This is a genomic window from Nocardioides fonticola (assembly GCF_039536805.1).
GTDB classification, from domain to species: Bacteria; Actinomycetota; Actinomycetes; order Propionibacteriales; family Nocardioidaceae; genus Nocardioides; species Nocardioides fonticola.
The window spans coordinates 34,192-59,425 of sequence record NZ_BAAAZH010000031.1 but is presented as its reverse complement, the minus strand read 5'-3'; the positions used below and the strand labels follow the sequence as shown (position 1 = coordinate 59,425).

At 68.2% G+C, this 25,234-nt stretch carries 20 protein-coding genes and 1 pseudogene; 15 read left to right on the top strand and 6 right to left on the bottom strand.

The window, feature by feature from the left end:
• From ABD671_RS19320 to ABD671_RS19305, 4 genes are all read left to right on the top strand, one after another.
• Positions 1-220 (top strand): hypothetical protein (locus ABD671_RS19320; protein WP_344735098.1); only part of this gene is annotated, 220 nt, incomplete at its 5' end.
• Positions 221-347: 127 nt separating this feature from the next.
• Positions 348-1,808 carry a ThiF family adenylyltransferase gene (locus ABD671_RS19315; protein ID WP_344735096.1) on the top strand — a complete coding sequence of 487 codons (1,461 nt, stop codon included), beginning with the start codon at positions 348-350 and terminating at the stop codon, positions 1,806-1,808.
• A gap of 383 nt (positions 1,809-2,191) precedes the next feature.
• The gene (locus ABD671_RS19310) at positions 2,192-3,178 is read left to right on the top strand and encodes an AAA family ATPase (RefSeq protein ID WP_344735095.1); all 987 of its coding nucleotides are present in this window, start codon (positions 2,192-2,194) and stop codon (positions 3,176-3,178) included.
• A gap of 23 nt (positions 3,179-3,201) precedes the next feature.
• On the top strand, positions 3,202-5,589 hold the full coding sequence (locus tag ABD671_RS19305) for a S8 family peptidase (RefSeq protein WP_344735094.1): 2,388 nt from the start codon (positions 3,202-3,204) through the stop codon (positions 5,587-5,589).
• Between the two features lie 59 nt (positions 5,590-5,648).
• On the opposite strand, the gene mobF is transcribed toward ABD671_RS19305, so the two are convergent.
• Positions 5,649-11,606, bottom strand: coding sequence for a MobF family relaxase (gene mobF, locus ABD671_RS19300; protein WP_344735093.1), 5,958 nt, complete (start codon positions 11,604-11,606; stop codon positions 5,649-5,651).
• A 250-nt stretch (positions 11,607-11,856) separates the two neighbouring features.
• Between mobF and ABD671_RS19295 the strand changes: the two genes are divergently transcribed.
• From ABD671_RS19295 to ABD671_RS19275, 5 genes and pseudogenes are all read left to right on the top strand, one after another.
• Complete coding sequence (locus ABD671_RS19295; RefSeq protein ID WP_344735092.1) at positions 11,857-12,249, top strand: hypothetical protein; 393 nt, start codon at positions 11,857-11,859, stop codon at positions 12,247-12,249.
• A 61-nt stretch (positions 12,250-12,310) separates the two neighbouring features.
• Positions 12,311-12,628: a thermonuclease family protein gene (locus ABD671_RS19290; RefSeq protein WP_344735091.1), complete on the top strand. Its 318-nt coding sequence runs from the start codon at positions 12,311-12,313 to the stop codon at positions 12,626-12,628.
• Positions 12,629-12,643: 15 nt separating this feature from the next.
• A pseudogene (locus ABD671_RS19285) lies at positions 12,644-12,913 on the top strand (thermonuclease family protein); the annotation flags it as partial.
• 106 nt (positions 12,914-13,019) lie between these two features.
• Entirely contained in the window at positions 13,020-13,856 is an 837-nt protein-coding gene (locus ABD671_RS19280; protein ID WP_344735090.1) for a hypothetical protein, read from the top strand.
• Complete coding sequence (locus tag ABD671_RS19275) at positions 13,849-14,283, top strand: hypothetical protein (RefSeq protein ID WP_344735089.1); 435 nt, start codon at positions 13,849-13,851, stop codon at positions 14,281-14,283. The genes ABD671_RS19280 and ABD671_RS19275 overlap by 8 nt, the downstream gene beginning before the upstream one ends.
• A gap of 167 nt (positions 14,284-14,450) precedes the next feature.
• Here the strand turns inward: ABD671_RS19275 and ABD671_RS19270 are convergent, their stop codons facing one another.
• The gene (locus ABD671_RS19270; protein ID WP_115922095.1) at positions 14,451-14,840 is read right to left on the bottom strand and encodes a heavy metal-responsive transcriptional regulator; all 390 of its coding nucleotides are present in this window, start codon (positions 14,838-14,840) and stop codon (positions 14,451-14,453) included.
• A gap of 59 nt (positions 14,841-14,899) precedes the next feature.
• Between ABD671_RS19270 and merA the strand changes: the two genes are divergently transcribed.
• From merA to ABD671_RS19245, 5 genes are read left to right on the top strand one after another with little or no spacing between them, the layout of a single operon-like run.
• Complete coding sequence (gene merA, locus ABD671_RS19265) at positions 14,900-16,369, top strand: mercury(II) reductase (RefSeq protein WP_425574939.1); 1,470 nt, start codon at positions 14,900-14,902, stop codon at positions 16,367-16,369.
• A gap of 50 nt (positions 16,370-16,419) precedes the next feature.
• Positions 16,420-17,076 (top strand): organomercurial lyase MerB, encoded by a 657-nt coding sequence (gene merB / locus ABD671_RS19260; protein ID WP_115922097.1) that lies wholly within the window; start codon positions 16,420-16,422, stop codon positions 17,074-17,076.
• 25 nt (positions 17,077-17,101) lie between these two features.
• A complete protein-coding gene (locus tag ABD671_RS19255) occupies positions 17,102-17,398 on the top strand; it encodes a hypothetical protein (RefSeq protein ID WP_115922098.1) in 297 nt (98 codons plus the stop codon).
• A complete protein-coding gene (locus ABD671_RS19250; RefSeq protein WP_154594326.1) occupies positions 17,395-17,919 on the top strand; it encodes a TlpA family protein disulfide reductase in 525 nt (174 codons plus the stop codon). Before ABD671_RS19255 ends, ABD671_RS19250 begins: the two co-directional genes overlap by 4 nt.
• 3 nt (positions 17,920-17,922) lie before the next feature.
• A complete protein-coding gene (locus ABD671_RS19245; RefSeq protein ID WP_344735087.1) occupies positions 17,923-18,789 on the top strand; it encodes a cytochrome c biogenesis CcdA family protein in 867 nt (288 codons plus the stop codon).
• A 22-nt stretch (positions 18,790-18,811) separates the two neighbouring features.
• Here ABD671_RS19245 and istB read toward each other — a convergent pair whose 3' ends face one another.
• Both istB and istA read right to left on the bottom strand, forming a co-directional pair.
• On the bottom strand, positions 18,812-19,609 hold the full coding sequence (istB, locus tag ABD671_RS19240) for an IS21-like element helper ATPase IstB (RefSeq protein WP_115922101.1): 798 nt from the start codon (positions 19,607-19,609) through the stop codon (positions 18,812-18,814).
• Complete coding sequence (gene istA, locus ABD671_RS19235; RefSeq protein WP_344735085.1) at positions 19,606-21,321, bottom strand: IS21 family transposase; 1,716 nt, start codon at positions 21,319-21,321, stop codon at positions 19,606-19,608. The genes istB and istA overlap by 4 nt, the downstream gene beginning before the upstream one ends.
• A 36-nt stretch (positions 21,322-21,357) precedes the next feature.
• Here istA and ABD671_RS19230 point away from each other — a divergent pair, with 36 nt between their 5' ends.
• Positions 21,358-22,104 carry a hypothetical protein gene (locus tag ABD671_RS19230; protein ID WP_344735084.1) on the top strand — a complete coding sequence of 249 codons (747 nt, stop codon included), beginning with the start codon at positions 21,358-21,360 and terminating at the stop codon, positions 22,102-22,104.
• 151 nt (positions 22,105-22,255) lie between these two features.
• Here ABD671_RS19230 and ABD671_RS19225 read toward each other — a convergent pair whose 3' ends face one another.
• Positions 22,256-23,665 carry a hypothetical protein gene (locus ABD671_RS19225; RefSeq protein ID WP_344735083.1) on the bottom strand — a complete coding sequence of 470 codons (1,410 nt, stop codon included), beginning with the start codon at positions 23,663-23,665 and terminating at the stop codon, positions 22,256-22,258.
• 119 nt (positions 23,666-23,784) lie between these two features.
• Positions 23,785-25,155 carry a Fic family protein gene (locus ABD671_RS19220; protein ID WP_344735082.1) on the bottom strand — a complete coding sequence of 457 codons (1,371 nt, stop codon included), beginning with the start codon at positions 25,153-25,155 and terminating at the stop codon, positions 23,785-23,787.
• Positions 25,156-25,234 lie beyond the last annotated feature (79 nt).

The window sequence follows — 25,234 nt, the reverse complement described above, 5'->3', positions numbered from 1 at the left end:
CGGCGTCAGTGTGAGCGAGGTCCGGTCCTGGCCGATGGTGCCACCGCACTGGATCCACCTTCCCGACGAGGTCACCTTCGCGCACACCAACACCGACACCACCGATTGCGCCCCTGGGTGGCGCCGCCACTCCCGCGACTCGGGACCGTGGAACCTGACCCGCAAGCCCATCCACATCTGGCTCGCCCACGTCCGCGGCGTCCTCGGCCAGGCGGCCTAACGTGGCCGCCCGACGCAACGCCCAGGCTCTGGTCCGAACCCTGGCCTGCCGCACGCGTGAGAAGCGAGCACCGAGCGCGGCGCCGCTGAGCAGCAAGGCCTCGAGGACGTATGCGCACTCGGTCGCGATGAACGAGACCGTCCACGCCGAGCTCGCCGCGCACCTCCTTCGCCCCGACGGCCAGGAGGACATCTGCCTGGCCACCTACGTTCCTTCCACCGGCGCGACCCGGACCACCCGGATCATCGCCACGGTCGAGCTACCCCACGAAGGGGAGCGGGAGGTGCACGGCAACGCCACGATCACCGGAGGCTACGTGCTACGGGTCGCCGGCGAAGCCGCACGTGCCGGTCGCGGTGTCGTGCTGCTGCACAGCCACCCCGGTGCCCGTGGATGGCAGGCCATGAGCGGACCTGACGCCGACTGCGAGTCCTCGTACGCCGGACTCGTACAGCAGCTGACCGGGCTCCCGCTTGTCGGAATGACACTTGCCGGCGACAACACCTGGTCTGCACGCGTGTGGGTCGATGGCACGGCCCGCTGGGCCGGCTCTGTGCGTCGTGTCGGGCCCACGATGGCCAACGCGTGGAACGACGACCTCGTCCGGACCGTGATCGACGAACGGTCCCAAGCGCGGACCATTGCCGCGTGGGGCGAAGACCTCCACCGCGACATCACCAGGCTCCGAGTCCTCGTGGTCGGCGTGGGCAGCGTCGGCCTCGACATCGTCCAACGGCTGGCAGCCACCGGCCTGCTCGAGATCGGAGTCATGGACTACGACCACGTCGAGGAACTGAACCGAGACAGGATGATCGGCGCCACCCGTCGCGACGCACGACTGCATCGCCGGAAGATCGACGTTGCCGCCCGGCTCGCCCACCGGGCGGCAACGGCGCCGACACTGCGAGTGCACCGGCACGCCGACAGCGTTTGCACTCCCACCGGCCTTGCATCCGCGCTCGACTACGACGTTATCTTCAGCTGCGTCGACCGGCCCTGGCCCCGCGCGATCCTGAACGCGATCGCCTACGCCGACCTCATCCCGGTCATTGACGGCGGCATCGCCATCGACACCCTGCCTACCGGCGGTATGAGGGGCGCGACGCGGCGCGTGCAGACGGTGGTTCCTGGCCGACCGTGCCTGGCCTGCTCAGGCCAGATCAGCATGACCGAGGTCGCCTTAGAGATGAGCGGCGACCTCGACGACCCCGAGTACATCCGCCAGGCCGGCCGCGAGCCCGTCTCGGGGCGACCCAACGTCGCTACCCTATGCGCAGGCGTCAGTGCAGGCCAGCTCGAGCAGTTCGTCACCCTGGTCGCCCATCCCGGCGGACAGCCCGCGCCCGCGCCACTCCGGTTCAGCCTTGCGGCGCACCACCTCGAGCACAGCTCGCACACGACCCAGCCCTACTGCACCACGGAGCAGGCCACCGCGGCCGGCGACGCGCGCACCGACCTCACACGCCTGAACCCGACCCTGGACGCAACACATGGCCAACACGCGGGTGGAGGCCGCCGGTGGTCGCGCACAGGCCGCTGGGTCAATGACTTGATCGACCGCTGGGTCGAGTCGATGCACAACAGGTGACGAGGTCCCGAGCCATGCCCAGCACATCCACTGCTCGCGCCAGTGCCAGCCCGGCCGCCAGCCGATCTATCGTGCGGCCAACCGTCGCGTCGCCAGCCTCGGACGTGGTAACCGGGTACACGAATGGCACGAATTCTTCCATGGCATTCGCGCGGTCGCGCGGGCCGGGTCGGTGCGAACGGGTTAGAGTGGTAAGGGTGACCGAAAGGCGAAGCAGTTCTTACCACTCTGATGACGGACTAGAGCGGGCGGTGCTCGACTTGGTCCGGGTCGGTACTCGCGGACATAGCGCAGGAGTTCGGCAACTAGCCTCGCGGCTGCTGAGGACCGTACCGCCAGCTGTGCACGACGCGGAAGCATTCCGGGTTGCCCTGCATGAGGCGATGGTCGCGGCGAGCACCGGAACCGAGCTGCGGTTCACCGGAGGCACAATCCCCACCGAGGGCGACACCGCGATCCAGCTGGCGGAGGTCGACGCGACTCCCGATGGTGACGGCCTGGTACTCGACCACGCGTCGAAAGCCGAACTCAGTGAGATCCTCGCAGAATGGGCTCGACGCGAAGACCTATACCGCGCCGGCATCGGGCTGAGCCGGACCCTGCTACTCAGTGGAGCCCCAGGCGTCGGGAAGACCATGACAGCGCGGTGGCTCGCCCAGTCGCTGTCGCTGCCATTGGTGACCCTGGACCTCTCCTCGGTGGTCTCAAGCTACCTCGGGTCCTCTGGCCGCAACATCAAGGCAGTGCTCGACTACGCGAAGTCAGGCCCGTGCGTCCTGCTCCTCGATGAGTTTGACGCGATAGCAAAGCGGCGAGACGACGACGCCGACATCGGCGAGCTCAAGCGAATCGTCAACGTCGTGCTCGTCGAGCTCGATCGCTGGCCCGACACCAGCCTCTTGGTCGCGGCCACCAATCATCCTCAACTGCTGGACCCAGCTGTTGCCCGCCGCTTCGACCGATCTGTCGAGCTTTCACTGCCGGGGGTCGGCGAACGCGCGGCGATCCTGGCCTACGCCGCTGCCGGCGCTCCGACTACAGCTGGGGAGGTCTCGCCGTCGATCCGGGAGCTCGCCGCAGAGCTCACGGAGGGCTACAGCAGTTCGGACGTGGTGCGGATGTGGTCGCTGGTGATGCGACGAGCTGTCCTGAGGGACGCCGGCGTCGAGGCAGTCCTGCTGGAGGAGATTGCTCGAATCGGCTCCGCGGACCCTCGAGTGCGTGACAAGGTGATCGGCGCGTTGCGCAGCCGAATCGGTCTCTCGAACAGGCAGATCGCGGAGTTGGTTGGCGTCAGCCATCCCACGGTCGCCGCCTCGCTGAAACGCACCGGCCCGGCTAAACAGGCTGGACAGGCAGTCGCTCATTGACGAGGGAGTAGGAGGGGCGCGGGATGTCACAAGCAGGTGCCGAGGCGCAGAGCCGGCCGCTGCTGGTCAACGGCGAGGCTCTCAAGATCGACGTGACCGCACCGAGTGGCGGCGGTGGACCGAAGTACGAGCCGCGGACCGCTCAGGACGCTGCCAGCTTCCTCCTCCCGCAACTCACCACAGCGCTGGAGGATGTTCGAGACCTACCCCAGCAACTGCGCGCCGAGGACCGGATCTACGTAGAGGCCAAGCTCGTTGCCAACTACCTAGCCCCGTCCTACTTCCCGACGCCCCTTCTCGCACAGATCGGCGCGACCCCGGTCGGCTCCCGCGCTGACGTCGGGCTCTACCAGACCTCATCCAAGAGCGAGCAGGTCCAGACCCGGCGTCTCGTCTTCACCGTGCCGGACACCGGGCTCGCCGCATTCGAGTCGCTCGTGCGTACCGGGGGCCATGGCCGCACGCAGGCGCAGGCGTTCGCGGAGATCCGCAAGCTCGATGAAGTCGCCCTTCCCGATCCAGCTCGAGTGCTGCGTGCTCCACACCACGCCATCGAGGATGCAGCACTTCACGTAGGTGCACGGACGTGGGAGGCAATACTCCATCCACGGACCACGCTCTCGGGTGACGCGGTTCCACTGGAGGAGGCCACGCTCCTGAGATGGTTCGAACTCATCGAGACTCACAACGGGCACGTTCACCGCGACTTCGTGCGCCAGGTCGGCGGCCTCACGTTCACGCCCGTCACCATGCCCTCAGACGAGGACGCCGCCGCACTGGCCTCGTTCAACCCGCTGCGTACTCTGCGCCCGATGCCGGCCATCCGGCCCCGCCCACGGTTTGGGCTCCGGTCCGGCAACCGGCTGGGTCCTCCGGCGAGCAGTCGTCCGGTGGACACCTCGGTGAAGGTCGCAGTCTTCGACGGTGGCGTCGACATCCAGAACGGAGCGTCACAACTCTTCCCAATCGCCACTCCGGACTTGACGTCTGAACCCGTGGACCGGGACGCCCTCGACCACGGCACTGGCGTGACCGGGGCCGTCCTTTATGGCCTCGTCGCCCCCGGGCAGCAGGCCCCGCAGCCACCGCTGCCAGTGGAGAGCTTCCGAGTCCTCCCCGCCCCGATCGATGAAGAGGACCTCGAGGGCTACTGGGTTCTCGACCAGATCAAGGTGGCTATCGAGACGGGCGGCCACAAGCTAGTCAATCTCAGCCTCGGGCCCGAGGTTGCTGTCGAGGACGACCTCGAGCCCAACCGATGGACGAGTGAGCTCGATCAACTCGCCTGGGAGAACGATGTCCTTTTCGTGATCGCGGCGGGCAACGACGGTGAGCAGGACCGCGCCACAGGACTGCACCGCGTCCAGGTGCCTGCTGACATGGCCAACGGCATCGCGGTAGGAGCCTGCGATGCCCCCATGCCGACCAAGCCGTGGGCACGGGCTCCGTACTCCTCGATGGGCCCGGGACGACATGGCGCACGAGTTCAACCGCTCGGCGTGCAGTTCGGCGGGGTCGACAACCGACTGTTCGACGTGCTCCGGTCCGACGGCTCGTTCCTGGAGGCCTCGGGCACCAGCTTCGCAGCACCGGTGACCACCCATGCGCTTGCTGACCTCATCACACGGCTTCCGCGGGTCAACAGCAGCGTTCTGCGAGCGTTCATCACTCACTTCGCTGAGCCACACCGCAGCCACAACAAGCTGCGTCACGAGGTTGGATACGGCCGACACGCGCTCAGCTTTCAGGACGCGCTCGAATGTGGACCCGACGAGGCCCACATCTTGATCGTCGACGACATCGAACGAGGCGACCTGCTCGGCTACCAAGTTCCCGTACCAGCAGGCTCGACCGGAAACCTCGACCTACGGTTGACATTGGCCTACGCGACCCCTGTCGACCCAACGGAGCCGACCGAGTACACCAACGCGGCTCTGGAGATGCTTTTGCGGCCGCATCACCAGATGTACGGCTTCGCCCCACCTCCTGGAACCGACGCCAAACGACAGACGCTCGATGTCCGCAGCGCCGAGGCCAGGCAGTTGCTCATCGACGGATGGAAGCAAAGCCAGGAGCCAACGGCACGCAGCCTGGGTGCGCCCAAGGGCGCGAACGAAGCGCAACTGCGCGATAGCGGCAAGTGGGAGACCGTCCGTTACCACAAGGTCAGCCTCAAGCCCGGCGAGGTCGAGTTGCCGCGGCTCGAGGTCGCCTATGTCGCCCGCCGCACCGGTGCCATCGACAACGCGCCCAGCAAGGTGCCCTTCGCCATGCTCGTCTCCATTCGTGACAAGGACGCAAGCGGAACGTTGTACGACGCGATCCGCACCCAACACAAGGCACTACTGCCCGCCCAGCGCTCGCGCGGGCGGATCCGAACCCGCAGCTCAGATCAACCACACTGGTACTAGCCACCACTTTCCGAACAGCGCGCCCTCCATCGCCTCCCCCGCACACAGACTTGGGACTGTCAGGATCCCCCCGGTCCGCTCGGCTTGGTCTCGGTGGCGGGTAGACCGGGATTCTGGCGCGGTGTCGTTGTGGTGGCTGCGAGCCGCTGCTCGATGCCGCGGCGACGGTTCTGCGGGTCACGTTTCGTTGCCTTTTTGCGGGCCTCGTCGTTGATCTCGTCGATGCGTGCCCGGGCGTAGGCCTGGCGGTCGAGATCGCGTTCCATGCTTTCGGTGATGGTCTGGTGTTCGAGGATTCCGGGGGCGAGGTGGAGCTTGTCGTGGAGACGCTCGAAGCCGGCGAGCCAGTTCTCGGAGCCACGCGAGCCGAGGATGCGGGCGGCCTGGTGGATGATCGACTGCCGTACGTCGGTGTCGGACCAGTGGCCGGCGGTGCGCAGCAGGTGCTCGACCATGGCGTCGCCGAGCGGGCCTCGGTTTTCGATGGCGGCGGTGATCGCGGCAGCGCCTTCAGTCTCGAAGAGCTTGGCAGGGTCGAGTCCGTCGGGCAGTTCGAGGTGGGTGGGGTCGAGGTCGGCGGCGGTCAGATGCCAGAAGGCCTTGCGTGCGGAGGTCCATCCCGCTGGGTCGGAGTCGGTGGCGACAGCGATGCTGTCGCGGCCGTCGACCAGGCTGATGTGACTGCGCAGGAGCTTGATCTGGTCGATGGTCAAGGCGGTGCCCATCGGTGCAACGCCTGCCGCGGTGCCGTTGCTGCCGAGGGTGATGGCGAGGGCGTCCATGGGTCCTTCGACGATGACCGGGAGCGCTCCGGCCGTGAGGAGGTCGCGGGTCTCGGCGTAGCCGAACAGTGCTTCGCCCTTGGTGAAGACCGGGGTGGTGCGTGTGTTGAGGTACTTGGGTCCGGCGTAGTCGTCGTCGGTCTTGGTGGGGTTGCGGCGTCCGACGAAGCCGAGGATCGCCTGGCCGGTCGGGTCGTGCGGGTCGCGGATCGGCATGACCAGGCGGTCCTTGAAGAAGTCGGTGTAGTAGGTGCTGCCGTCGTTGCGTTCGCGCAGGGAGATGAGGCCGGCCTGCTCCAGTTCGTCGAGGGTGGCGCCCTGGTTGGTCATGTGCCGCATGAGGCTGCGGCCGCCGCCGGGTGCGTAGCCGACCGTGTAGGTGGGGTGGTCGGTCAGGTCGGTGCCGACCCGGTCGCGCATGTAGTCCGGGGCCCAGGAGCGCGGGTAGCAGGTCTCGAAATAGGCCATCGCTTGCCGGTTGAGCTCGTGGATGTGCTCGGCTGGGAGTTCGCCGGGGTCGGGGAAGGCGCTGCGGCCGTCGGTGTCGTTGTCGCGCTCCCAGCTGAACGTCGGTGCGTACGGGTCGGGTGCGTAGGTGCGGCCGTAGACCGGGTCGTGGTCCGGCGGCGTGGTCGCCTTGTCGCTGGTTGCCCAGTCGATGGGCTCGTAGGGGTCGGTGAGGTCGTCGTACTCCTCGGGGCTGGGGGAGTAGGGGAGTGGTGTGGCGGGGTCGTCGGGCTGGTCGCGGTAGAAGGCGGCCATGAAGTCGTCGGCGTCGTCGGGCGGGAGAAGGTCTGGGTCCGGTGGCATGTCGACGTCGGCGAGGCCGTGGTGTGGGTCGGCCCCGGGGTCTGGTGGCGGTGCGCTGTCGAGCGGCTGGTCGGTGAGTCGGGCGATGCGCAGCACGAGCGCGTCGGCGACCTCGACGCCGGTGAGGCTGCCGTCTTGGGGGACGCCGGCGAGTGCGGCGGAGAGGATGTCGGCCGGCGTCCATCCGTGGTGTTCGCAGGCCTCGTCGACGGCGGCGACGAGCGCCGGCCATGCGGGCGCCTTCTGCAGGTAGTCGGCCTTGGTGGTGCCGACGAGTTCGGTGAGGGTGGTGCGCCAGGCGGGCTGGAGGAGGTTGGCGGAGTGCCGCTCGGCGCCGAGGGCGGCCGGGCCGAGGTGCGGGACGAGGCGCCACCACAAGGCGGCGGCCTGGTTCTCATCAGGCAGCGGTCGCGGTGAGGCGTCCTCGTTGGGGCCGTCGCCGGCTGCGGGGTCGCAGTTCAGTGCTTGGTGGATGTAGTCGGCCACCGGTAATCCGGCGCGCTCGAGGCGGGCGAGCCGCTGACACAGCGGGGTGATCCAGCCGTCGTGGCGAACTGTTTCGGGGAGCGCCTGATACCAGCTTCGCTGGGCGAAGGGGTAGCTCGGGCGCGCCTCGCGGACGGCACGATTCAGCGCCGCCTGGTGGGTGCCGGGCGCCCCGATGGCGCGGTCGCCGGTGGGTCGCAGGTCGTTCTCGTCGGTGCGTGCTACGGCGCGCCAGACTGCGAGGTCGGCTCGCAGGTCGGTGTCTTCGTCTTCGAGGAATGGTTGTGCCCAGACCGGGGCGGTGGCGCCGGTCCAGCCGCGTGCCTCTTGCCGGACCTTGGCGATCTGCTCGGCGACGAGCTGGTGGTACGCGGCCGCGAACGGACCCCAGTCGTGGTTCTGGGCCAACCGGGTGGGGATGCTGGGAAGCCAGGGGAGCGGCGCATCGGTCGGCAAGCTCGGAGTGTCGTCGAGATACTCGCCGGTTCGGGCGATGTTGAACTCGTGTCCGCCTGCCGCGAGAAGGTCGTCGCCGCGGGCGTCGAGAACAGCAGCGGGATCGCGGGCGTCGGCCAGTGACCCGGCAGCGACGGCGGCGGTCAGCAGCTTCAGCGGACTCAGGTCGCCGAGCGCGGCGAGCGCGAGGTGGGAACGCAGTGTCGGCCACGCCGGCGCTTCGGTAAGGCTGGTAGTCCAACCGGCCGAGAGCGCTTCGGCGTGGGCGTCGATCTTGCCCATACCCACCGGGCCGATGAGGTTCTCCGCGCCCGCGGTGACGGCGTCGTGGTAGCGCGCGGCGAGGTCACCGAGCAGCCGGTGTGGGTTGCGCTGGTCGCGCAGCGTCGTCGTCGCGGAGACGGGGGAGCCGTCACGGCGCAGCATCTCCGCGATGCGGTCCAGTGCGGTCGGGGGGATGAGGGCTTCGGGTCGGATCAGGTTGTGCGGGTCACCGTCGGAGGCGACGTTGAGGTAGAGGTGGTTGGCGAACTGTCCGCGGGACAGCGCGACGTAAAGCAGGTTGCGGTCCTCATCGCCGGTGAGCACGACGTGGCAGGTGCCGGTGGTGATCCCTTGCGCACCGTGGACGGTGGTCGCATAGCCGAGCTGGACGGAGTCGGCGACGTAGTCGGGCGGCAGCGTCATGGTCTTGCCGAGCTTGTCGTGGGAGACCTTCAGGGAGCCGTCGGCGTTGACGGCGACCACGTGCCACCGGTCTCCGTTCTTGACCCAGTCGGTGCGAGTGATCGGCAGGAGTCGGTTGTTCTCGCGAGTGATGATCCGGTCGCCTTCGGAGACCTTGGTGCCGTCGGCGAGGGTGAGGACTCGGCCGATCTCCTGCTCGGTGCTGCCGGTGAGGCGGTCGTTGCGGGCTCGGGTGTTGAGTTCTGCGACGAGGTCGCGCGTGGGTGCGATGAGGACGGAGTCCGTGTCGTCGGCGCGGTCGGCGGCCCAGGCGGCGTAGGCCTGGTCGGCGCAGGCTCCGAGGTCGCCGACGTGGATGCGGCCGCGGTCGGCGTAGAACGCGATCGCAGACTGGTCGCCCTCGCGCAAGGCGAGGGTTACTGCTGCCTCGGCGTGGTTGAGGCTGCCGTCGCGGTTGCGGAAGCGGTGGACCTCCGAGAGCGTGACGGCACCGACCTGGTGGGCGATGTCGCGCAGCGCGCCACCGGCGGCGACGGAGGCGAGCTGGCGGTCGTCGCCGACGAGCCGCACTTGGCCCCCGCGGGAGGTGACGTAGTCGATCGCCGTGGCGAGATCGGTGGTGGCGGCCATGCCTGCCTCGTCGACGAGGACGAGGGTCTTGGCGTCGATCTTCTCCATCCACTTCGGGGCGCGGCCGTTGTTGGCGTGCCACACGAGCTTGGCCAGCGTGTCCGCTCGGACCTTGGTCCGACCGGGGCGCCACGGGCCACGCAGAGTGATCTTGGTCTTGTCGGCGGCTCCGGGAGCGCCGTTCTCGGGGTTGATCGAGGCGCCGAGTTCTTGGGCAGCGACGGCGGATGGGGCGAGGCCGATGACGGTTCCTCCGGAGTCTTGCCAGGCGCGGGTGAGGACCTGCATGGCGGTGGTCTTGCCGGTTCCGGCAGGGGCGAGGGCAAGTTGGACGTCGCGGCCGCTGTTAGCCATCTCCCGCACGAGGGACTGCTGGGCGGCGTTGAGCGGGAGCCCGTTGGCAGCTGCTTCGGCGATCGCAATGCCGACCCGGACCTCGCTTATGATGCGGCCGCCCGTACGCCGGGCCGACTCGATGATGCGTTGTTCGGCATCGAGGACGGCCTGGGAGGTGTACTGGCGGGCGCCGGCGAGGCTGTAGACGCTGACAATCTGGCCACCCTCGGCGGCGCTCTCGGTGCGCTGGAGGGGAACCGGGATCGTCACGTTTCGCTCCGCTGTCGTTGAGGCGCGAACGAGCGGATCGGGATCGCCGACGGCGATCGAGTGGTCGGTGATCGCCGCCGCGACGACGCGGTCGATCGTCGCTTCGAGTTCGCTGGCGGCGACGCCATGGACCCTGGCCTGGCGGTGCGCTTCGGCTCGCAAGTGCCAGACCTGCCACCGTGCGCGGTCCTCCGCAACGCGGTTGACGACCCGCTCTGCGGTCTCCGTGATCCACTCGTCGGTCAGGTCACGTGTCGTTGGACGGTGGCCTAGGCAGCGCTCGGTCATGTCGTGGACCGCCTGCTCGCCCCCGAGGACTGCGGTCGCCTCGTGCATCCAGGCGGCCCGCTGATCGGCTTCGCTGCGGGGCTCGTGCTTGGCTCGGCGGGTCTGCTCCCAGGCCTGTTCCTTGATCGTGACAGCCTCGCCCTCGGTCGGCGGGCGGCCGTGCTCGGCTTGGAAGGCAGCGGCAATCTCGCGTCGGCGGGCCTCGATCATGGTGTCGCGCTTGGACCACGCCTTCGCCAGGCGCTCGTCGACGCCGACGATCTCGCGTACCGCGCGCTTCTCTGCGTCCTTCTTCAGGCCGGTGTGCCGGTTCTCGAACTGCACACCGAGTCGGGCGATGAGGTTGGCTTCGAGGAGGGAGTTGTACATCTCCGAGAGCGTGACGTTGCCCTTGTAGAGGACCCGTCCGTCGACCGCGAGCCACTTGCCGTCGGCGTCTTGAACCTTGTTGCTGACCGCGACATGGGTGTGCAAGTGCGGGTCAGAGGAGCGGGCGTCGCGGTGGGTGAACAGCCCCGCGATTAGACCTTGGGCCTTGACCTGCTGGAGGCCGCCGCGGCCGCGGCGGGTGAACAGAATCTCTTGCTCGAGCCACTTCAGCGTCGACTCGACGGCCTCGTGGTGTGCGTCTTCGATCTGCTTGGCGACGTCCTGATCGGCCAAAGCCCACAGGGTCGAGACCGACTTCACGGGCATGAATGTGAGGTCGTAGCCGGCGACTGCGGTGGTCTGCTGGCGGGTCGACTTCGCCATGAACGAGCCGCGTTCGCGGTCGTCGAGCGGTGTGCGACCGTGCTCGCGCTCGAACATCTCGTTGCCTAGCGCGCTGCGGATCCGGGCGCGTTCTTCGGCCGGGACCGCGGTGTCCCACTTCTGGCCGCGTTCGAGGTTGTAGGCGGTGTACCGCTTCGCGCTCTGCTGCAGGAACTCGGGCTGGTTGCCCGTGTAGATCGCAAACACGCGTCCCAACTGGGAGGCCTTCTTGGCCTGGCGGATGGTCCGTCCGGCGTCGAGAGCGGCGTCTTCGAGACGCTCGGCGTCGGGGTGGCGCCCTTCGCCGAACAGGTTCCGCATCTGCTGCTCGGTGACCTCGGAGCCCGCCGCGAGGTCGAGAGCGCCGAGCCCGGCGCCGAACCAACGGCCCGGTGTTTCGCCCTTCTCGGCGTAGTAATCGGCCAGTCCCGCGTGGCCGCGATCGGTGGCGTCGTGCACCGCGACCTGCCGGGTCAGGTACGTGTACCCGTCCCCGGCCGTCAGTTTGTGCAGACCCATCACATCGGGAGTAGCAACACCGAGCCGCCCGGATCGGACGCCGGTTCGCTCACCAATCCGAAAGTGCATGAGGTCCTAGGGCTCTGGTGGTGTTCGCGGTCGTTGGATTCGCGCGTTTCTTGAGTGGGTTGGTCGTGTTCGAAGTTCGGTCGGTTGGTGACGTCCGATCCGTGGGTCGGGGGGTTGCTTGTCCCGGGTGTAGGGGTCGCGGGCGTTCCGCGACCTGTCGACTCAGGAAGAGGTGGTCCCCATGGGTAAGTCGGCGGCGCAGGCACAGGCGGGTCGGGATCGGGCACGTGATGCACGGTTGAAGGCGGCGCGGGAGCGCCGGCTGCAGCTCGACCCGGATCAGATCGCGCGGGAGCGGCGCATCGACGAGGCAGCGGTCGACGTCGAGGTGGCGTGGGAGGAGCGCACGCAGGCCGAGCGGGCGGTGATCGACGCGGAGGTCACGGCCGCGGCCGCGATCGAGCGGCTGATGAGCGAGAAGCTGACGGTCAAGGACATCGTGCAGCTGACCGGGCTGGACCAGGCGACCGTGCGACGCTTGCGTCAGTTCGGGACGGATGGGCCGGAGACGGCCGAGGTCGGTGGAGACAACTCGAGCGCGGCTACAGAGATCTCCGGCGTCCAGGTGGCGTGATGGTGCTCGGAGTCGTGACGAGCCAGTTCGCCGTCGCGACCGGGCCTTCCGGGGTGCCACGATGATCGCGAGCACACCGGTACGAGTGGTGTCGTTGGCGATCGTGGGCTTGGTGATCTTCACCGGCCTCCGCGGCGTCGTCAGTGGCATCGGCCTCTACGGTGGCGGGGATCTCCTCGCGGACCGCGGCCGGGGCAGCCTTGCCACCGAGCGGGTGGCCGATCGGCCGCACGGCAAGGCGCGGCGGACGCGAGGCTCGGTGGCATACGTCCTCGACGGGGACACCGTCGAGGTGACTACCCGCGACGGCGGGACGGTTCGGGTGCGGTTCCTCGGAATCAGCGCCCCAGAGATCCCGCATCCCGGCAAGGCGGGGTAGTGCTACGGCGACGCGGCTGCCCGGCATCTGAAGCTGCTGCTGCCGGGCGGCGCGCTCGTGGTCCTCATCAGCGACCCGACCCAAGCCGACACCGACGTGTACGGGCGCTCTCTGCGCTACGTCCAGGCCGACGGGCACGACATCGGCGCCGAGCAAATCAGGTCAGGTGCGGCCGAGGCCCGGGAGAGCTCGAACCCGGTCTCGCGGCACGACACCTACCTCGACCTGATGCGTCGGGCCCGTGCGGAGGACCTGGGGATGTGGTCGCGGTGCGCTGGTCGGTGAGTGAGTGCGGGGCGTTTCCAACTTTCGACTAAGTCTCAACGGGTGGGGCGTCCTCGACCTGCTGATCCGATCTCTTCCGTCGGTCGCCTGTCGTAAGTTGCGACCCATGGAGAGTCACGGCCGCGGGCCAATACGGTTCACGCTGAACGGTCAGCGCTACGAGATCGCTCGCGAGGACGTCACCGCCCGTTTGGCCGATGTGCTGCCGGACGCCATCCGCGAGCATGCGGTGCGGGTCGGCGAGACCTGGTACCCCGTGATCCAGGCATTTGAAGCGGCCACAGGCATCCCGAGGTCGGAGTTCATGTCGAACACCGCTCGACGCCACTTGGCGGCACTTGGCTTCGAGATCTCCGGCGAGATTGAATCCCGCACACTAGCTCCGGCCAGCCGGCACAGCTCTGCCTCGTCCAGCGATCCGCTGACGACCTCAACGGCCGCTCCGGCCGCGCTCGCCGATGAAGAATGGCACACCGAGGCCAACGTTCAGGCGGCCTTGGTGACCTCACTCGCGGGGGAAGGCTGGCGAATCCTGTCGGTGGCCAACACGGCCACCAAGGAGCACGGGATCGATGTCATCGCATCGCGGGGCGGTCGGACCGCCGGCGTCGAGGTCAAAGGATTCCCGAGCCGGACGTACGCCGACCCGGCGCGAGCAGGCGCGGTCAAACGCACAAGTCCGAGCACGCAGGCCGGCCACTGGTACTCCCAAGCCGTCCTCGCAGCGATGCGGCTACGGGGCAAGGAACCGACCTGGCGCAGTGTCATCGCGCTGCCAGACTTCCCGCGTTACCGCGATCTGTACGCCGAGACGGCCGGGTCCCTCACCGCTGCCCAGATCGAGGTGTGGTGGGTCAGCGAAACCGGCACGGTCGAAGTCATGACCACTGGCCTCGGCACGGGCACCGCCAACTCGGACTCGATAGGAGTGGTCGATGGCTGACTACTTCGACGGATGGTTCCGCCCAACCGAGGTGAACCCACTTCCGGCAGTCGCATCGAAGCGCACGCTGACCACGGCGATCTGCGACGCGCTGATCCAGCGGTACACGCGGGCCGCGTTGGACTCCGTCCTCCCTGACGAGCTCCGACTGGAATGGCGGCGAGTTGGTGCAGAGCCTGGCCAGGCCGACACGAAGCGCGACCTCATCACCGGTTACATCGAGGACTGGTCGATCGCTCAGCTTGCATCTCTCGCTCAGCGGCTGAGCACGTACGCCGACATCTACAAGCTCAATCAGGACCAGTTGGCTTCGCTGGTGGCGGCGTACGAGCACGGGGATGGAGTGCAGGGCAGCACCAAGAACCTGATCTTCGCCAGCACGGGCCTGGCTGTGTCAACCCGACTCAGGACCACTGTGACGGTCTGACTTGGGACCACCCGTGCCCGTGCGGTCCGATGCCGGGAGCCTGCGGTTGGATCCGCCGCGCGTGACTGCGAGGTCACCGATGTGGCCGCCTGACAGAAAGCGCACTGCCGCGGACGAGCCGGGTGAATTCGTGATCTGGCTGAACCTATTGGCCATCCAGCGACGGCTCAGAGGTAGCGGCACACATCGGCGGTGGCGCAAGTGTCGGGTTCGGGGTCGGCGGCAGCGTCGCGGAGCGCGGAGACGTTGTCACGGAGGGCGACGAGGTCGGAGATCTGCTTCTCGATGTCGGCCAGGCGGGCATCAAGCAGGTCGCGCACGTGGCCACACGGCGCCTGGCCGCGGTCGCGGATGTCGAGGATCTGCTTGATCTGGGCGAGGGTCAATCCTGCGGCTTGGCCGCGGTGGATGAAGTCGATCCGGCTAACGGCCTCGGTGGTGTAGTCCCGGTAACCGGACATGGTGCGCTCGGTGGGTGGCAGCAGCCCCTGCTCCTCGTAGAACCGCAGGGTCTTCGTGGTCGTCCCCGACGCCTCGGCGAGTTCCCCGATCCGCATCCAACCTCCCGTGTGTCACAGGTCTCGCTTGACCTTCCCCTGTACTGGAAGGTCCATTGTTGCTGCATCAGGAGCTTTTCCCAACACTCCGGGGAGGAATCGGGATGCAGAGCAGGTACGACCTCGCGATCATCGGGTCCGGTGGAGGCGCGTTCGCCGCCGCCATCCATGCGACCGCACTCGGCAAGTCGGTGGTGATGGTCGAGCGCGACACGTTCGGCGGCACGTGCGTGAACACCGGCTGTGTGCCGTCGAAGGCGCTCATCGCCGCTGCCGAGGCCCGCCAGACCGCCGCCGACGCGGGCAGCCGATTCCCGGGGATCGCCACCACCGCGGACGCCGTGGACATGCCGGCTCTGATCGGCGGCAAGCAGGACCTCGTCGAGGAACTGCGCGGCGAGAAGTACGTCGACGTCGCCGATGCCTACGGCTGGCAGATCCGACACGGGAACGCTGCGTTCGCCGGCACCCCGGACGCACCGCTCCTCGAAGTCACCGCGACTGACGGCACCGTCGAGACCATCGCGGCTGAGCATTACCTGGTGGCCACCGGCGCCCGCCCCTGGGCGCCGCCGATCGACGGGCTGGACGAGGTCGGGTACCTGACCTCGACCACGGCGATGGAGTTGACCGAGGTCCCCGACTCGCTGCTGGTGCTCGGCGGCGGCTACGTTGCCTTGGAGCAGGCCCAGTTGTTCGCCCGTCTCGGGTCGAAGGTCACCGTGCTGGTTCGTTCCCGGCTGGCCTCGAAGGAGGAGCCGGAGGTCTCCAAGGCGCTGCAGGAGGTCTTCGCCGACGAAGGCATCCGCGTGGTCCGCCGCGCAGCACCGACTCGCGTTGCCCACGACGCCGTCACGGGCCAGGTTGTTGTCACCGCTGACATCTCCGGCGGCGAGCAGGAATTCCGCGCCGACCAGGTCCTTGTCGCCCTCGGTCGACGGCCGGTCACCGACGGGCTGAACCTCGATGCGGTGGAGGTGAAGACCGGTGACGCGGGCGAGATCGTGGTCACCAACCAGCTGCTGTCCTCCAACCCTCGGATCTGGGCGGCCGGCGACGTGACCGGGCACCCGGAGTTCGTCTACGTCGCCGCCCACCACGGCAATGTGGTCGCCGAGAACGCGTTCGCCGGTGCTGAGCGGCCTGTGGATTACACCCGGCTACCGCGGGTGACCTTCACCAGCCCCGCGATCGGCGCTGTCGGGATGACCGAGTCCCAGGTGCTTGCAGCCGGGATCCGTTGCGACTGCCGGGTGCTGCCGCTGGGCTACGTGCCCAGGGCGCTGGTCAACCGCGACACCCGCGGGTTCATCAAGATGGTCGCCAATGCCGACACCGGCGAGATCCTCGGACTCACCGCGGTCGCCAAAGACGCCGGCGAGCTCGCCGCTGCCGGGGTCCACATCCTCGGCAAGACCCTCACCGAGGTCGCCGACGCATGGGCGCCCTACCTGACCATGACCGAAGGCATCCGGATCGTCGCCAAGGCCTTCACCACCGACGTCGCGAAGCTGTCCTGCTGCGCCTGACCCGCACCCAGACAGTCCCGACCCCCACTCAAGAAGGGAACGCATCCGCAATGTCAGACCTCAGTACGCAACTTTCCCAACGACTCACTGGGACTGAGGAGACCGGCCTCGACGCCGGCCTGCTGATTCCGCTGCTGCGGCTACTCGTCGACGGCGACCCCGTCACCGTCGAGCAGCTCGCCGCCGTCGCGGGCTGCACCCTCGACGAGGTACGGCGCGGTCTCGCTGCGGTGCCGGACACCGAGTACGACGAGCAGGGCCGGATCATCGGCCAGGGGCTCACGCTGCGCCCCACCCCACACCGGTTCACCGTGGCTGGCGAGGAGCTCTACACCTGGTGCGCCTTGGACACCCTGATCTTTCCCGCCCTCCTTGACCGCCCGGCACGCGTGGAGTCGGTCTCCCCGACCAGTGGCGAGCCGATCCGGGTCACCGTCGACCCCACCGCAGGGGTGACCAGCGTCGAGCCGGCCACCGCCATGGTGTCCCTGGTCAACCCCGAGAAGATCACCTCGATCCGCTCGTCTTTCTGCAACCAGGTGCACTACTTCACCGCCCCCGAGGACGCAGCAGCATGGCTGGCTGTACACCCAGCCGCCGAGGTCGTCACCGTGGCCGAGGCCTACGGGATCGCGGCCGATCTCACCGCCGCCTTCCTCAACCAGACCGATGCCGCCGTGGCCGACGACTGCCACTGCTGCTGTTAATCCACCGAAGGGAATCAGAACAGCAATGACCCCCCACCACGACGACCAGCCGGGACGGGCCGGCCTGCTCTTGGGAGCGGGAGCCGCGTTCCTCATGGTCGCCTGCTGCGCCCTGCTACCCCTGCTTGTCGCCGGCGGAGCCCTTGCCGGTGTAGGCGCATTCCTCCGCAACCCGTGGGTGATCGGCGCCGGCGTCGCGCTTCTGGCGTTTGGCGGGGTCGCGGCCACCAGGCGCCCCAACGGCGGCGACAACGCCGGCCACGACTGCTGCACGCCCATGCGCACCACCGAACACGACCCGAAGGACGAGCAGAACCGATGACGACCTCCCGCACCCGCCGTACCCCGCTCCTGATCGCAGGCGGCCTGCTTGCCGGCCTGTTGACCCTGACCGCCTGCGGCAGCACCGACACTGACCCGTCGGCCGCGGTAGGCACGCCCACCACGGTGACCAGCATCAACGGTCAGCAGATCAACCTGCCCTCCCCCGGCAAGCCGACCGCGGTGTTCTTCTTCTCCGTCGGCTGCGGCGAGTGCGTGAACGGCGTCCGGTCCCTCGGCGTGGCCGCCACCAGCGCCGACGAGGCCGGATCCGAGGCGAACTTCCTCGCTGTCGACATGGACCCCGGCGAGTCGAAGGAGACGATCGGCGACTTTATGGAGTACGTCGATGCCGAGCACGTCCCGGCCGCGATCGATCAGGGCGCAACGCTGTCCCGGCGATTCGGCGTATCGGCGCTGTCCACCCTCATCGTCGTCGACGCCGACGGCACGGTGACCTTCCGCGCCACCGACCCCGACGCGAAGACGATCACCGCCGAACTGCAGAAGGCCGGAGCCTGACCCATGGGCGGACTGCTCACGCTCGCCTTCGCCGCCGGCATGGTCGCCCCGGTCAACCCCTGCGGTTTCGCGCTGCTGCCGGCCTGGCTCACCCAGACCCTCGGCGAGGGCGACGCCTCCCCGACTCCGGTGCGGTTGCTGCGCGCCCTGCGCTCCGGCCTCGCGCTAACGGTCGGGTTTGCCGGCACCCTCGCAGCTGCCGGCCTACTGGTGAGCGCCGGTGCCCGTGGGCTGATCCAGGCCGCGCCCCGGCTCGGCCTCGCCGTCGGCATCGTGCTCATGCTGCTCGGCCTTTGGATGCTGGTCGGCCGCTCGATCTCCCTGAAGTTGCCCCAGATCCCCGGCCGGTCAACCGCGGGGCTCCCGCCCACCGCCCGAATGGTCGTCTTCGGCGTCGGCTACGCGTTGGCCTCTCTGTCATGCACCTTCGGAGTGATCCTCGCGGTCATCGCCCAGGCCCAGGCCACCGCCAGTTACGCCGGGCTTCTGCTGGTGTTCGCGGTATATGCCGCCGGCTCGGCAGCCGTCCTGTTGCTTCTCGCGCTGGCCACCGCCGCAGCCGGCACGGAACTCACCCGCCACGTGGCGCGACTGGCCCGCTTCGGTCCACGGATCACCGCCCTTGTCCTGCTGCTCACCGGCGCCTATCTGGCCTGGTACTGGTTTCCGGCCGCGACCAGCGACGCTCCCGTGGCGGCCGGCCGGACCGGCGGGCTGACGGGACTTTCCGCAACCGTGTCAAGCTGGGTTCAGGAACAGACCTCACTCCTCACCCCACTCGCCGCTGCGGCCGTCGTGCTGGCGCTGGCGCTCGGCATCCTGCAGCGAAGGCGAATGCGCGCACCGCGCAGGGATGAGACCGTCAAATGAACATCCCTGACCATCCCGGTGCTCAAGACGAAGCACGACTGGCCAGACGGTAGGAGTCGGTGCCGGTTTCGATGATGTTGCCGCCGAAGGTGAGTCGGTCGACGATGGCGGCGCAGAGTCGGGGGTCGGTGAAGGTCTTGGTCCAGCCGGCGAAGCCCTCATTGCTCGCGATAGCGACGGAGTTCTTCTCTTCACGTTCGGTAAGCACTTGGAAGAGGAGTTCGGCGCCGCGGCGGTCGAGTTCCATGTACCCGAGTTCGTCGATGCAAAGCAGGTCGACGCGCCCGTAGCGGGCGATCGTGCGTGCGAGCTGCTTCTCGTCGGCTGCTTCGACGAGCTCGTTCACCAACCGGGTGGCGAGGGTGTACTTGACCCGGAATCCCTTCTCCGCGGCGGCAGTACCCAGCCCGATGAGCAGGTGGGATTTGCCAGTCCCGGAGTCCCCGATCAGACAGAGCGGCTGGCCCTTCCTGACCCATTCGCCAGTGGCAAGGGTGTGGATGGTGGCGGGGTTGATGTTCGGATTGGCGTCGAAGTCGAAGTCCGCGATGTACTTCTGTCGCGGGAACCCGGCCCCGTTGACCCGACGGATCGTGGAGCGTCGGTCGCGGTCGTCGCACTCGGCCAGCAACAGCTCGGCGAGGAACCCTGTGTAGGTCAGCTGGTCCTTGTTCGCAGCGGCGACCGCGTCGCCGAGCAGGGCCCGCATGGTCGGCAACCTCAGCCGGCGGCAGGCTTGGTCGACCGCGGTGGCGGCGGCTTCTTCGGTTAGGCCGCGTCGGCGGCGCAGGGTGGTGGTCACGTTCGTGGCTGTGCTCATCGGGGTGCTCCGCTCTCATTGGGACTGGGCTGGTTGTCGGTGCCGGTGCGGCGGCCGAGGAGTTGCTGGTACTTCTCCATCGACGGCAGTGGCCGGTTGTCCGGCGGCAGGCCGGCGATGACGGCTTCGGGGTCGAGGAGCAGCCGTTCGGTGAGGGAGACGACTTTCCGCCTCTTGTCGACGCGCTGGTCGGCATCGCGTTGCTCGACACCACTCGCCTGAGCAACGAGGTGACGCTCCGACCCGGACCCAGCCGCGGCATCGCGGACCGCCTGCAGGCGGGCTTCGACCGCGACCACGTCCGCAGAGACCGCGCCAACGCTGACCGCTGCGAGGAGACCTGCTTCGACTTCGTCGGCGGTCATGGAGCGGTGCAGCAGGAGCACGTCGATGAGTTCGCGGGTGCCAGCGGCGTCCCCGAGCCTCCTGCGGGCGTTGGCCCAGAACGCCTCATGGGCCGGGGTGAATACCCCAGATTCGCGGGCTTGCGCGAGGACGGTGGATCCGGGCAGTGCTCCAGGCTTGCCCTTGAGCACCTCGAGGTAGTGGTCGAGGCTCACCGACTGTCCGCCGCGGGTCACGACACGGGGGTGGCGGGCGATCTGGGTGCGGCCGTCGAAGACGACCACTTCGCTGACGCGCAGGGAGACGCGGACGCGGCGGTGGATGAACCGGGCCGGGACGGAGTAGCGGGCCATCCGAACGGTGATCATGGCGGAGCGGTCGACCATCGGGTGCAGCATCAAACCGGGATCGAACCCCTCCACCGGGAGCGGCGCGAGATGTGTTTGTTCGGTGGCGAAGTCTTCGCCGACGGTCCGGATCCGGGAGGAGATCCGGCGCTTGTCGTCGGAGGTGTCCCAGGCGCGGACCTTCTCGTTCAGCTCATCGAGGGAGTCGACGACTGGCATCGGCACGAGGTGTTGGCGACGGAACCGGCCGACGTCGCCTTCGACGCCGCCCTTCTCGTGTGCACCGGCGATGCCGGGCTGGCAGTAGAAGGGGTCGAACCCGAAGTGGGAGCGGAACAGCACCCAACGGTCGTTCTCTACCCGCTCCCGACCATGCGCGTTCACCACCCGGGTGACAGTGCTCGTGAGGTTGTCGTAGCGGATGTGTCGGGTGGGGATGCCGCCAATCTCCTGGAAGGCGGCGATGTGGCCTTCCAGGAACGCCTCCTGGCCCTGGGTGGCGTAGATCCGGTGCACCGCCTTGCCCGAGTAGGAGAGGCGGAAGGTGAACAGGAAGACCTTCGTCTTCACCCCAGCGAGGATGACGAAGAGCTCGCCGAAGTCGACCTCGGCTTCCGCACCCGGTGCGTGCTCCTGGGGGACCATGACCTCGACCCGTCGTCCGGCTTCGAGGTCGATCTGTGCGCGGCGGATGCGGACGTAGTCCCGAACCGTCGAATACGAGACATCGGTCGCGGCGTGTTCCTCGATCAGGCGGACGTGGATGCGGCGGGCGGTGTGCCGCTGTTTGCGTGGCGCGTCCAGGTCGGCGCGGAGCATGTCGTCGATCGCGGCCTTGAACGGGTCCAGCCGCGGCGAAGCGCGTACCGGGGTCTTCCGAGCTGGTGGCTCCGCGCAGGCAAGGGCTCGGCGGACCGTTGCCCGGCCGACCTGGTGCTTGCGCGCGAGCGCGCGGATCGACATGCCCTCGACCCTGGCGTCCCGGCGGATCGCAGCGAACACTTCCACACGCACCCTCATCCCGAAACCCACTTCCGGTGCCGCGAGCCCCGCTGGATGCGGGAACTCTCGACGCCACGGAAGTGGGTCCAGATCAAGCCGTCACGACGCCACGCCGACGACCGGGTGGGTCCGAATCAGACCGTCACAGTGGTCCCGAATCAGACTGTCATCGCCACGGGCCCGAAGCCCGACTTGGTGCTCAGGGACGCCGTTAGCAACGACATCGAGGTCGTGGCGAACGGCGACACTTGTCTGATCTACGACCAGCCCTTGCCCGCTGGAGGGTTGAAGTTCAGCGATCTCGTTGCTTGGTGGGCTGCCCACCCGTCCTGCCCGCCCGACCTCGACGACCCGGGCATCGCCCGCAACCTGTATCACCGACTGGCCGCCTCGCTCGCGAGTCCGCCTGAGGTTCTGTTGTTCCGGACCTACTATGCGAGGTTCAAGGACAACCCGAACGTCATCGCGCTCGTGCCGCAGGTCTATCTCCACTACGACCCGCTCGACCAGCGAACCCGCGGAGCGTCCGTCAACGGGGCACCCCTCGCCCGCCAACGGATGGACTTCCTCATGCTGTTCAGCGACCGCAAACGCGTCGTCATCGAAGTCGACGGCAAGCAGCACTACGCGATCGGCGAGACCGCCACCCCGCGCCTCTACTCGGAGATGGTCGCCGAGGACCGACGGCTCAAGCTCGCCGGATATCAGGTCTTCCGATTCGGCGGCTACGAGCTAGGGCAGCCGGGGGCGGAGGCGGTGCTCGATGAGTTCTTCGACGAGGTCCACTCGCGGATGAGTTGAGCGGGACCGCCGCAATCATCTCGTCACGTCAGGCCGAGGTAAGCGAAGCCCGTCGACCGCATCTCGCTTGGTGTCGAAGGTCTCGACGGTCGTATCGGCTGGTGGTGCGGGGGTCTGCGTGGCCGGCGATGGCCTGGGCGGTTTCGAGGGCTTAGAAGCCTGGAGCGGCGTAGGTGGCGCTCCGAGCGGCGGGGAACGGCATCGGCGGGTGGGCCGACGGGGTCGCGGTGAGGTTCAACGTCTGCTGCAGCGCTGCCCGCTGGAGAGGGTTGCTGAACCGGGTCGCTGGCTCATTGGGCGCGGGCAGGTTGACCAGGTCGGTCAACGTCCTCTCCAAGGGCGAGCGCCGGTTCACGCGAGCCGGGCCGGTTGCACGTTTCGGGTCGGCATCGACGAGGTTGCTGTCGCTTCGCAGCAGTTCGCGCCGCATGGCCTTGGCCAGGTTGTGGACCACCTCATGGGTGGCCGTAGCCAGATCGACGACCTGGGTTGGCTGGAGCCGGATCGGGCCGGATTGCTCCTGCATCCGAAACACCGCGGTGGTGAGCTCGCCCTGCTGCCACGCACTGCGCTTGTTCGGATCCCGTCCATCGACGACATCGGCCAGGAACGTGATCCGTGGCTGCAGTTCCTCCAGCACTTCGGCACGATTGGCGAAGAACGCGGCCAAGCTCTTGGTCTTGGGGGAGCGGCGGGCGGCCTCGGCGAAGGTACGGCACAAGAACAGTTGGCTCGCGGTGACCTGCCGCGCGGCATCGGCGGTGATCTCCGGCTCGCCGACATACATCGCGTCGCTGGCCACCATGGGTTTGAGGAACCGGGCCAGCCGTCGCTGTGCCGGAGCGAGGTCCTCGGGCCCGGACACGAGCGCCACCGGTTCGATGACGACGCGCGTCTCGACCGGTCGCATCCGCGGTACGGCCTCTTCGGGGCTGGAGCTGGTGGCCTGCCATGTCGCGACCCTCGCGGTCTGGGACAACACCATCCGCTTCTCATCGAGGCTCATCGCGTACTCGGGACGCTGATGGTCCGACAAGAGCCCGACTTCCTCGAGTCGTGAGTCGAGCACCAGGACCGCCTCCATGGCGACCGCGACATCACGCATCACCCACCAGCCCGCGCCGGCCTCGGTGCGCCAGGGCTGCTCTGCGGCGGCAGACAGCGTGTGTGATCCGGCCAGGAGCTCGATGCCCGCAGCACGCCATGTCTCGACCGTGGGATCCGCGGACTCGACGCCGAGGACCTCACTGGGTGGACGGCGCTCATCGAAGGGGAGCGACGGCAACGCGAACGCGATGTTGTCGACCAGACTGGCCAGCTTCTCGTCCAAGCCGGCCAGCATCGGCTTGGGGGTGCGGGCCGGGAGATGATCAGCTGGGGGATACCAGTCGTCCTGACCGAGGTCGTAGAGCCGCTGGCGCAGCGCGTCGACCACAGCCTCACGGCAATGCAGCATCTGGTCCACCGCGTCCGAGTCGGTCGGGATCTCGTCGGCGCGAATCAACACATTGAGCGCCTGGGCGGCGTTCTCGGCGTGCTCGCCGTACGTCGCGACGCTCATCGCTGGCTACCCGCCGACAGGGCCCAGGGTCGAGTGGTGCTCATGTCGGGACAAGCAACCGAGGCAGCTGCGGATCGGACGTCGAGGCGGGAACTACTTGGGGAGAAGTGCGCGCGCGTTCAGCGGCGGAGCGAGCCGGGGGAGCGGTCGATCCCCCGGGCCGGCGGAGTCTCTGGCGGTCGTGGCGGCGTCGACCGGCCGAGATCCAAGGCAGCGGCCTGGAGGATCGTCGATCTTCCCGCCGCGACGGCTCCGGGCAGGGCGGACAGTTCGCTGGCTCGTGCTCCGATCCTCACGCCGAGATCGTGCAGCTCGTCGAGCAGATCGCCGGTTCCCCAGATCTGGTTGCGGGTCCGCCCGGTCAGCGGTCGAACCACCTCGGCGCCGGCCAAGCGCTCGATGGCACGGTAGGTCGCGGCGGTCGAGAGTCCAAGGCGCGTCTCGAGGTCGTCAGCGGTGAAGATCGGCGCGGTTGGCAGCGAGGCCAGCACGACCGCCGTGGCGCTTCCCGTCCGTGGCGTCCCGGCAAGGTCGTGCCACTGCTCGGGCATCGCCGCCAGCCGGCCGGCCGTGAGGGTGGCCTCCTGTGAAGCGACCAGTGCCGAGCGTGCGAAGGCGTGCACGATGGGGCCAGCGTCGCCGGCCCGATACTCATCCAGCGTCCCGAAGTAGTACTCGCGGCGCGCCACCAGCGCCGAGGCGATGGGAATCACGACGTGCTGGGCAACACCGCGTTCCCGGATCACCGCCGCTGCCAGTGCCCGACCGATCCGGCCGTTGCCGTCGGTGAAGGGGTGGATCGACTCGAACTGCGCATGCGCGATCGCGGCCTGTGCGATGACCGGCAGGTCGGTGCGCCGGGCGAACCTCACCAGGTCGCCCATGAGCGGTTCGACTAAGTCGGGGGGAGGTGGCACGTACAGGGCGTTGCGGGGAGAGTGGTCCGATCCGCCGATCCAGTTCTGCATCTCACGCCAGCGGCCCGCATAGCCCCGTTCGGTCGGATCGTCGGCCATCAGGAGGTGGTGCGCCGCCGTGATCCCGGCAGCGTCGATCGGTCCGTGCAGCAGCTTGTCCATCGCGCCGGAGGCCGCCACCATCGACGTGGCCGACGAGTTGGCCTTCACCCCATGAAGAGCCCGGGCGAAGTCCTCGACGGTGGCATCCTCATGTTCGATCTTCGACGAGGCCACCGACTCGGCCCGCAACAGCAGCGTCGCCAACGGCCGAAGATGCGGGCCGCCCGTCTCGTCCAGGCGAGCGATCGCCCGCACCGCCAGATCGCACTCGGCAAGAAGGTCGTTCGGCAGCTGCGGATCCAACTCGGCCACCATCGGCGGGATCGACACTGAGACCTCGCGCAGCGTCCGGTCATCGACCGTCCCGCCCCGATGGACCTGCCGCCATGCGACCGTGCGCTGCTCATGGCCAGGGACCACCACACGCGGCCCACCCGAGCCCGCCAGGGCCTCGCCTGCGCCGTCAGACATATGAAAACACCTCCCGCCTCATCCCAGATACTACAACTAAGTGAGAATAGCGACGCAAGGTTCTCACTTCCGCGACCGT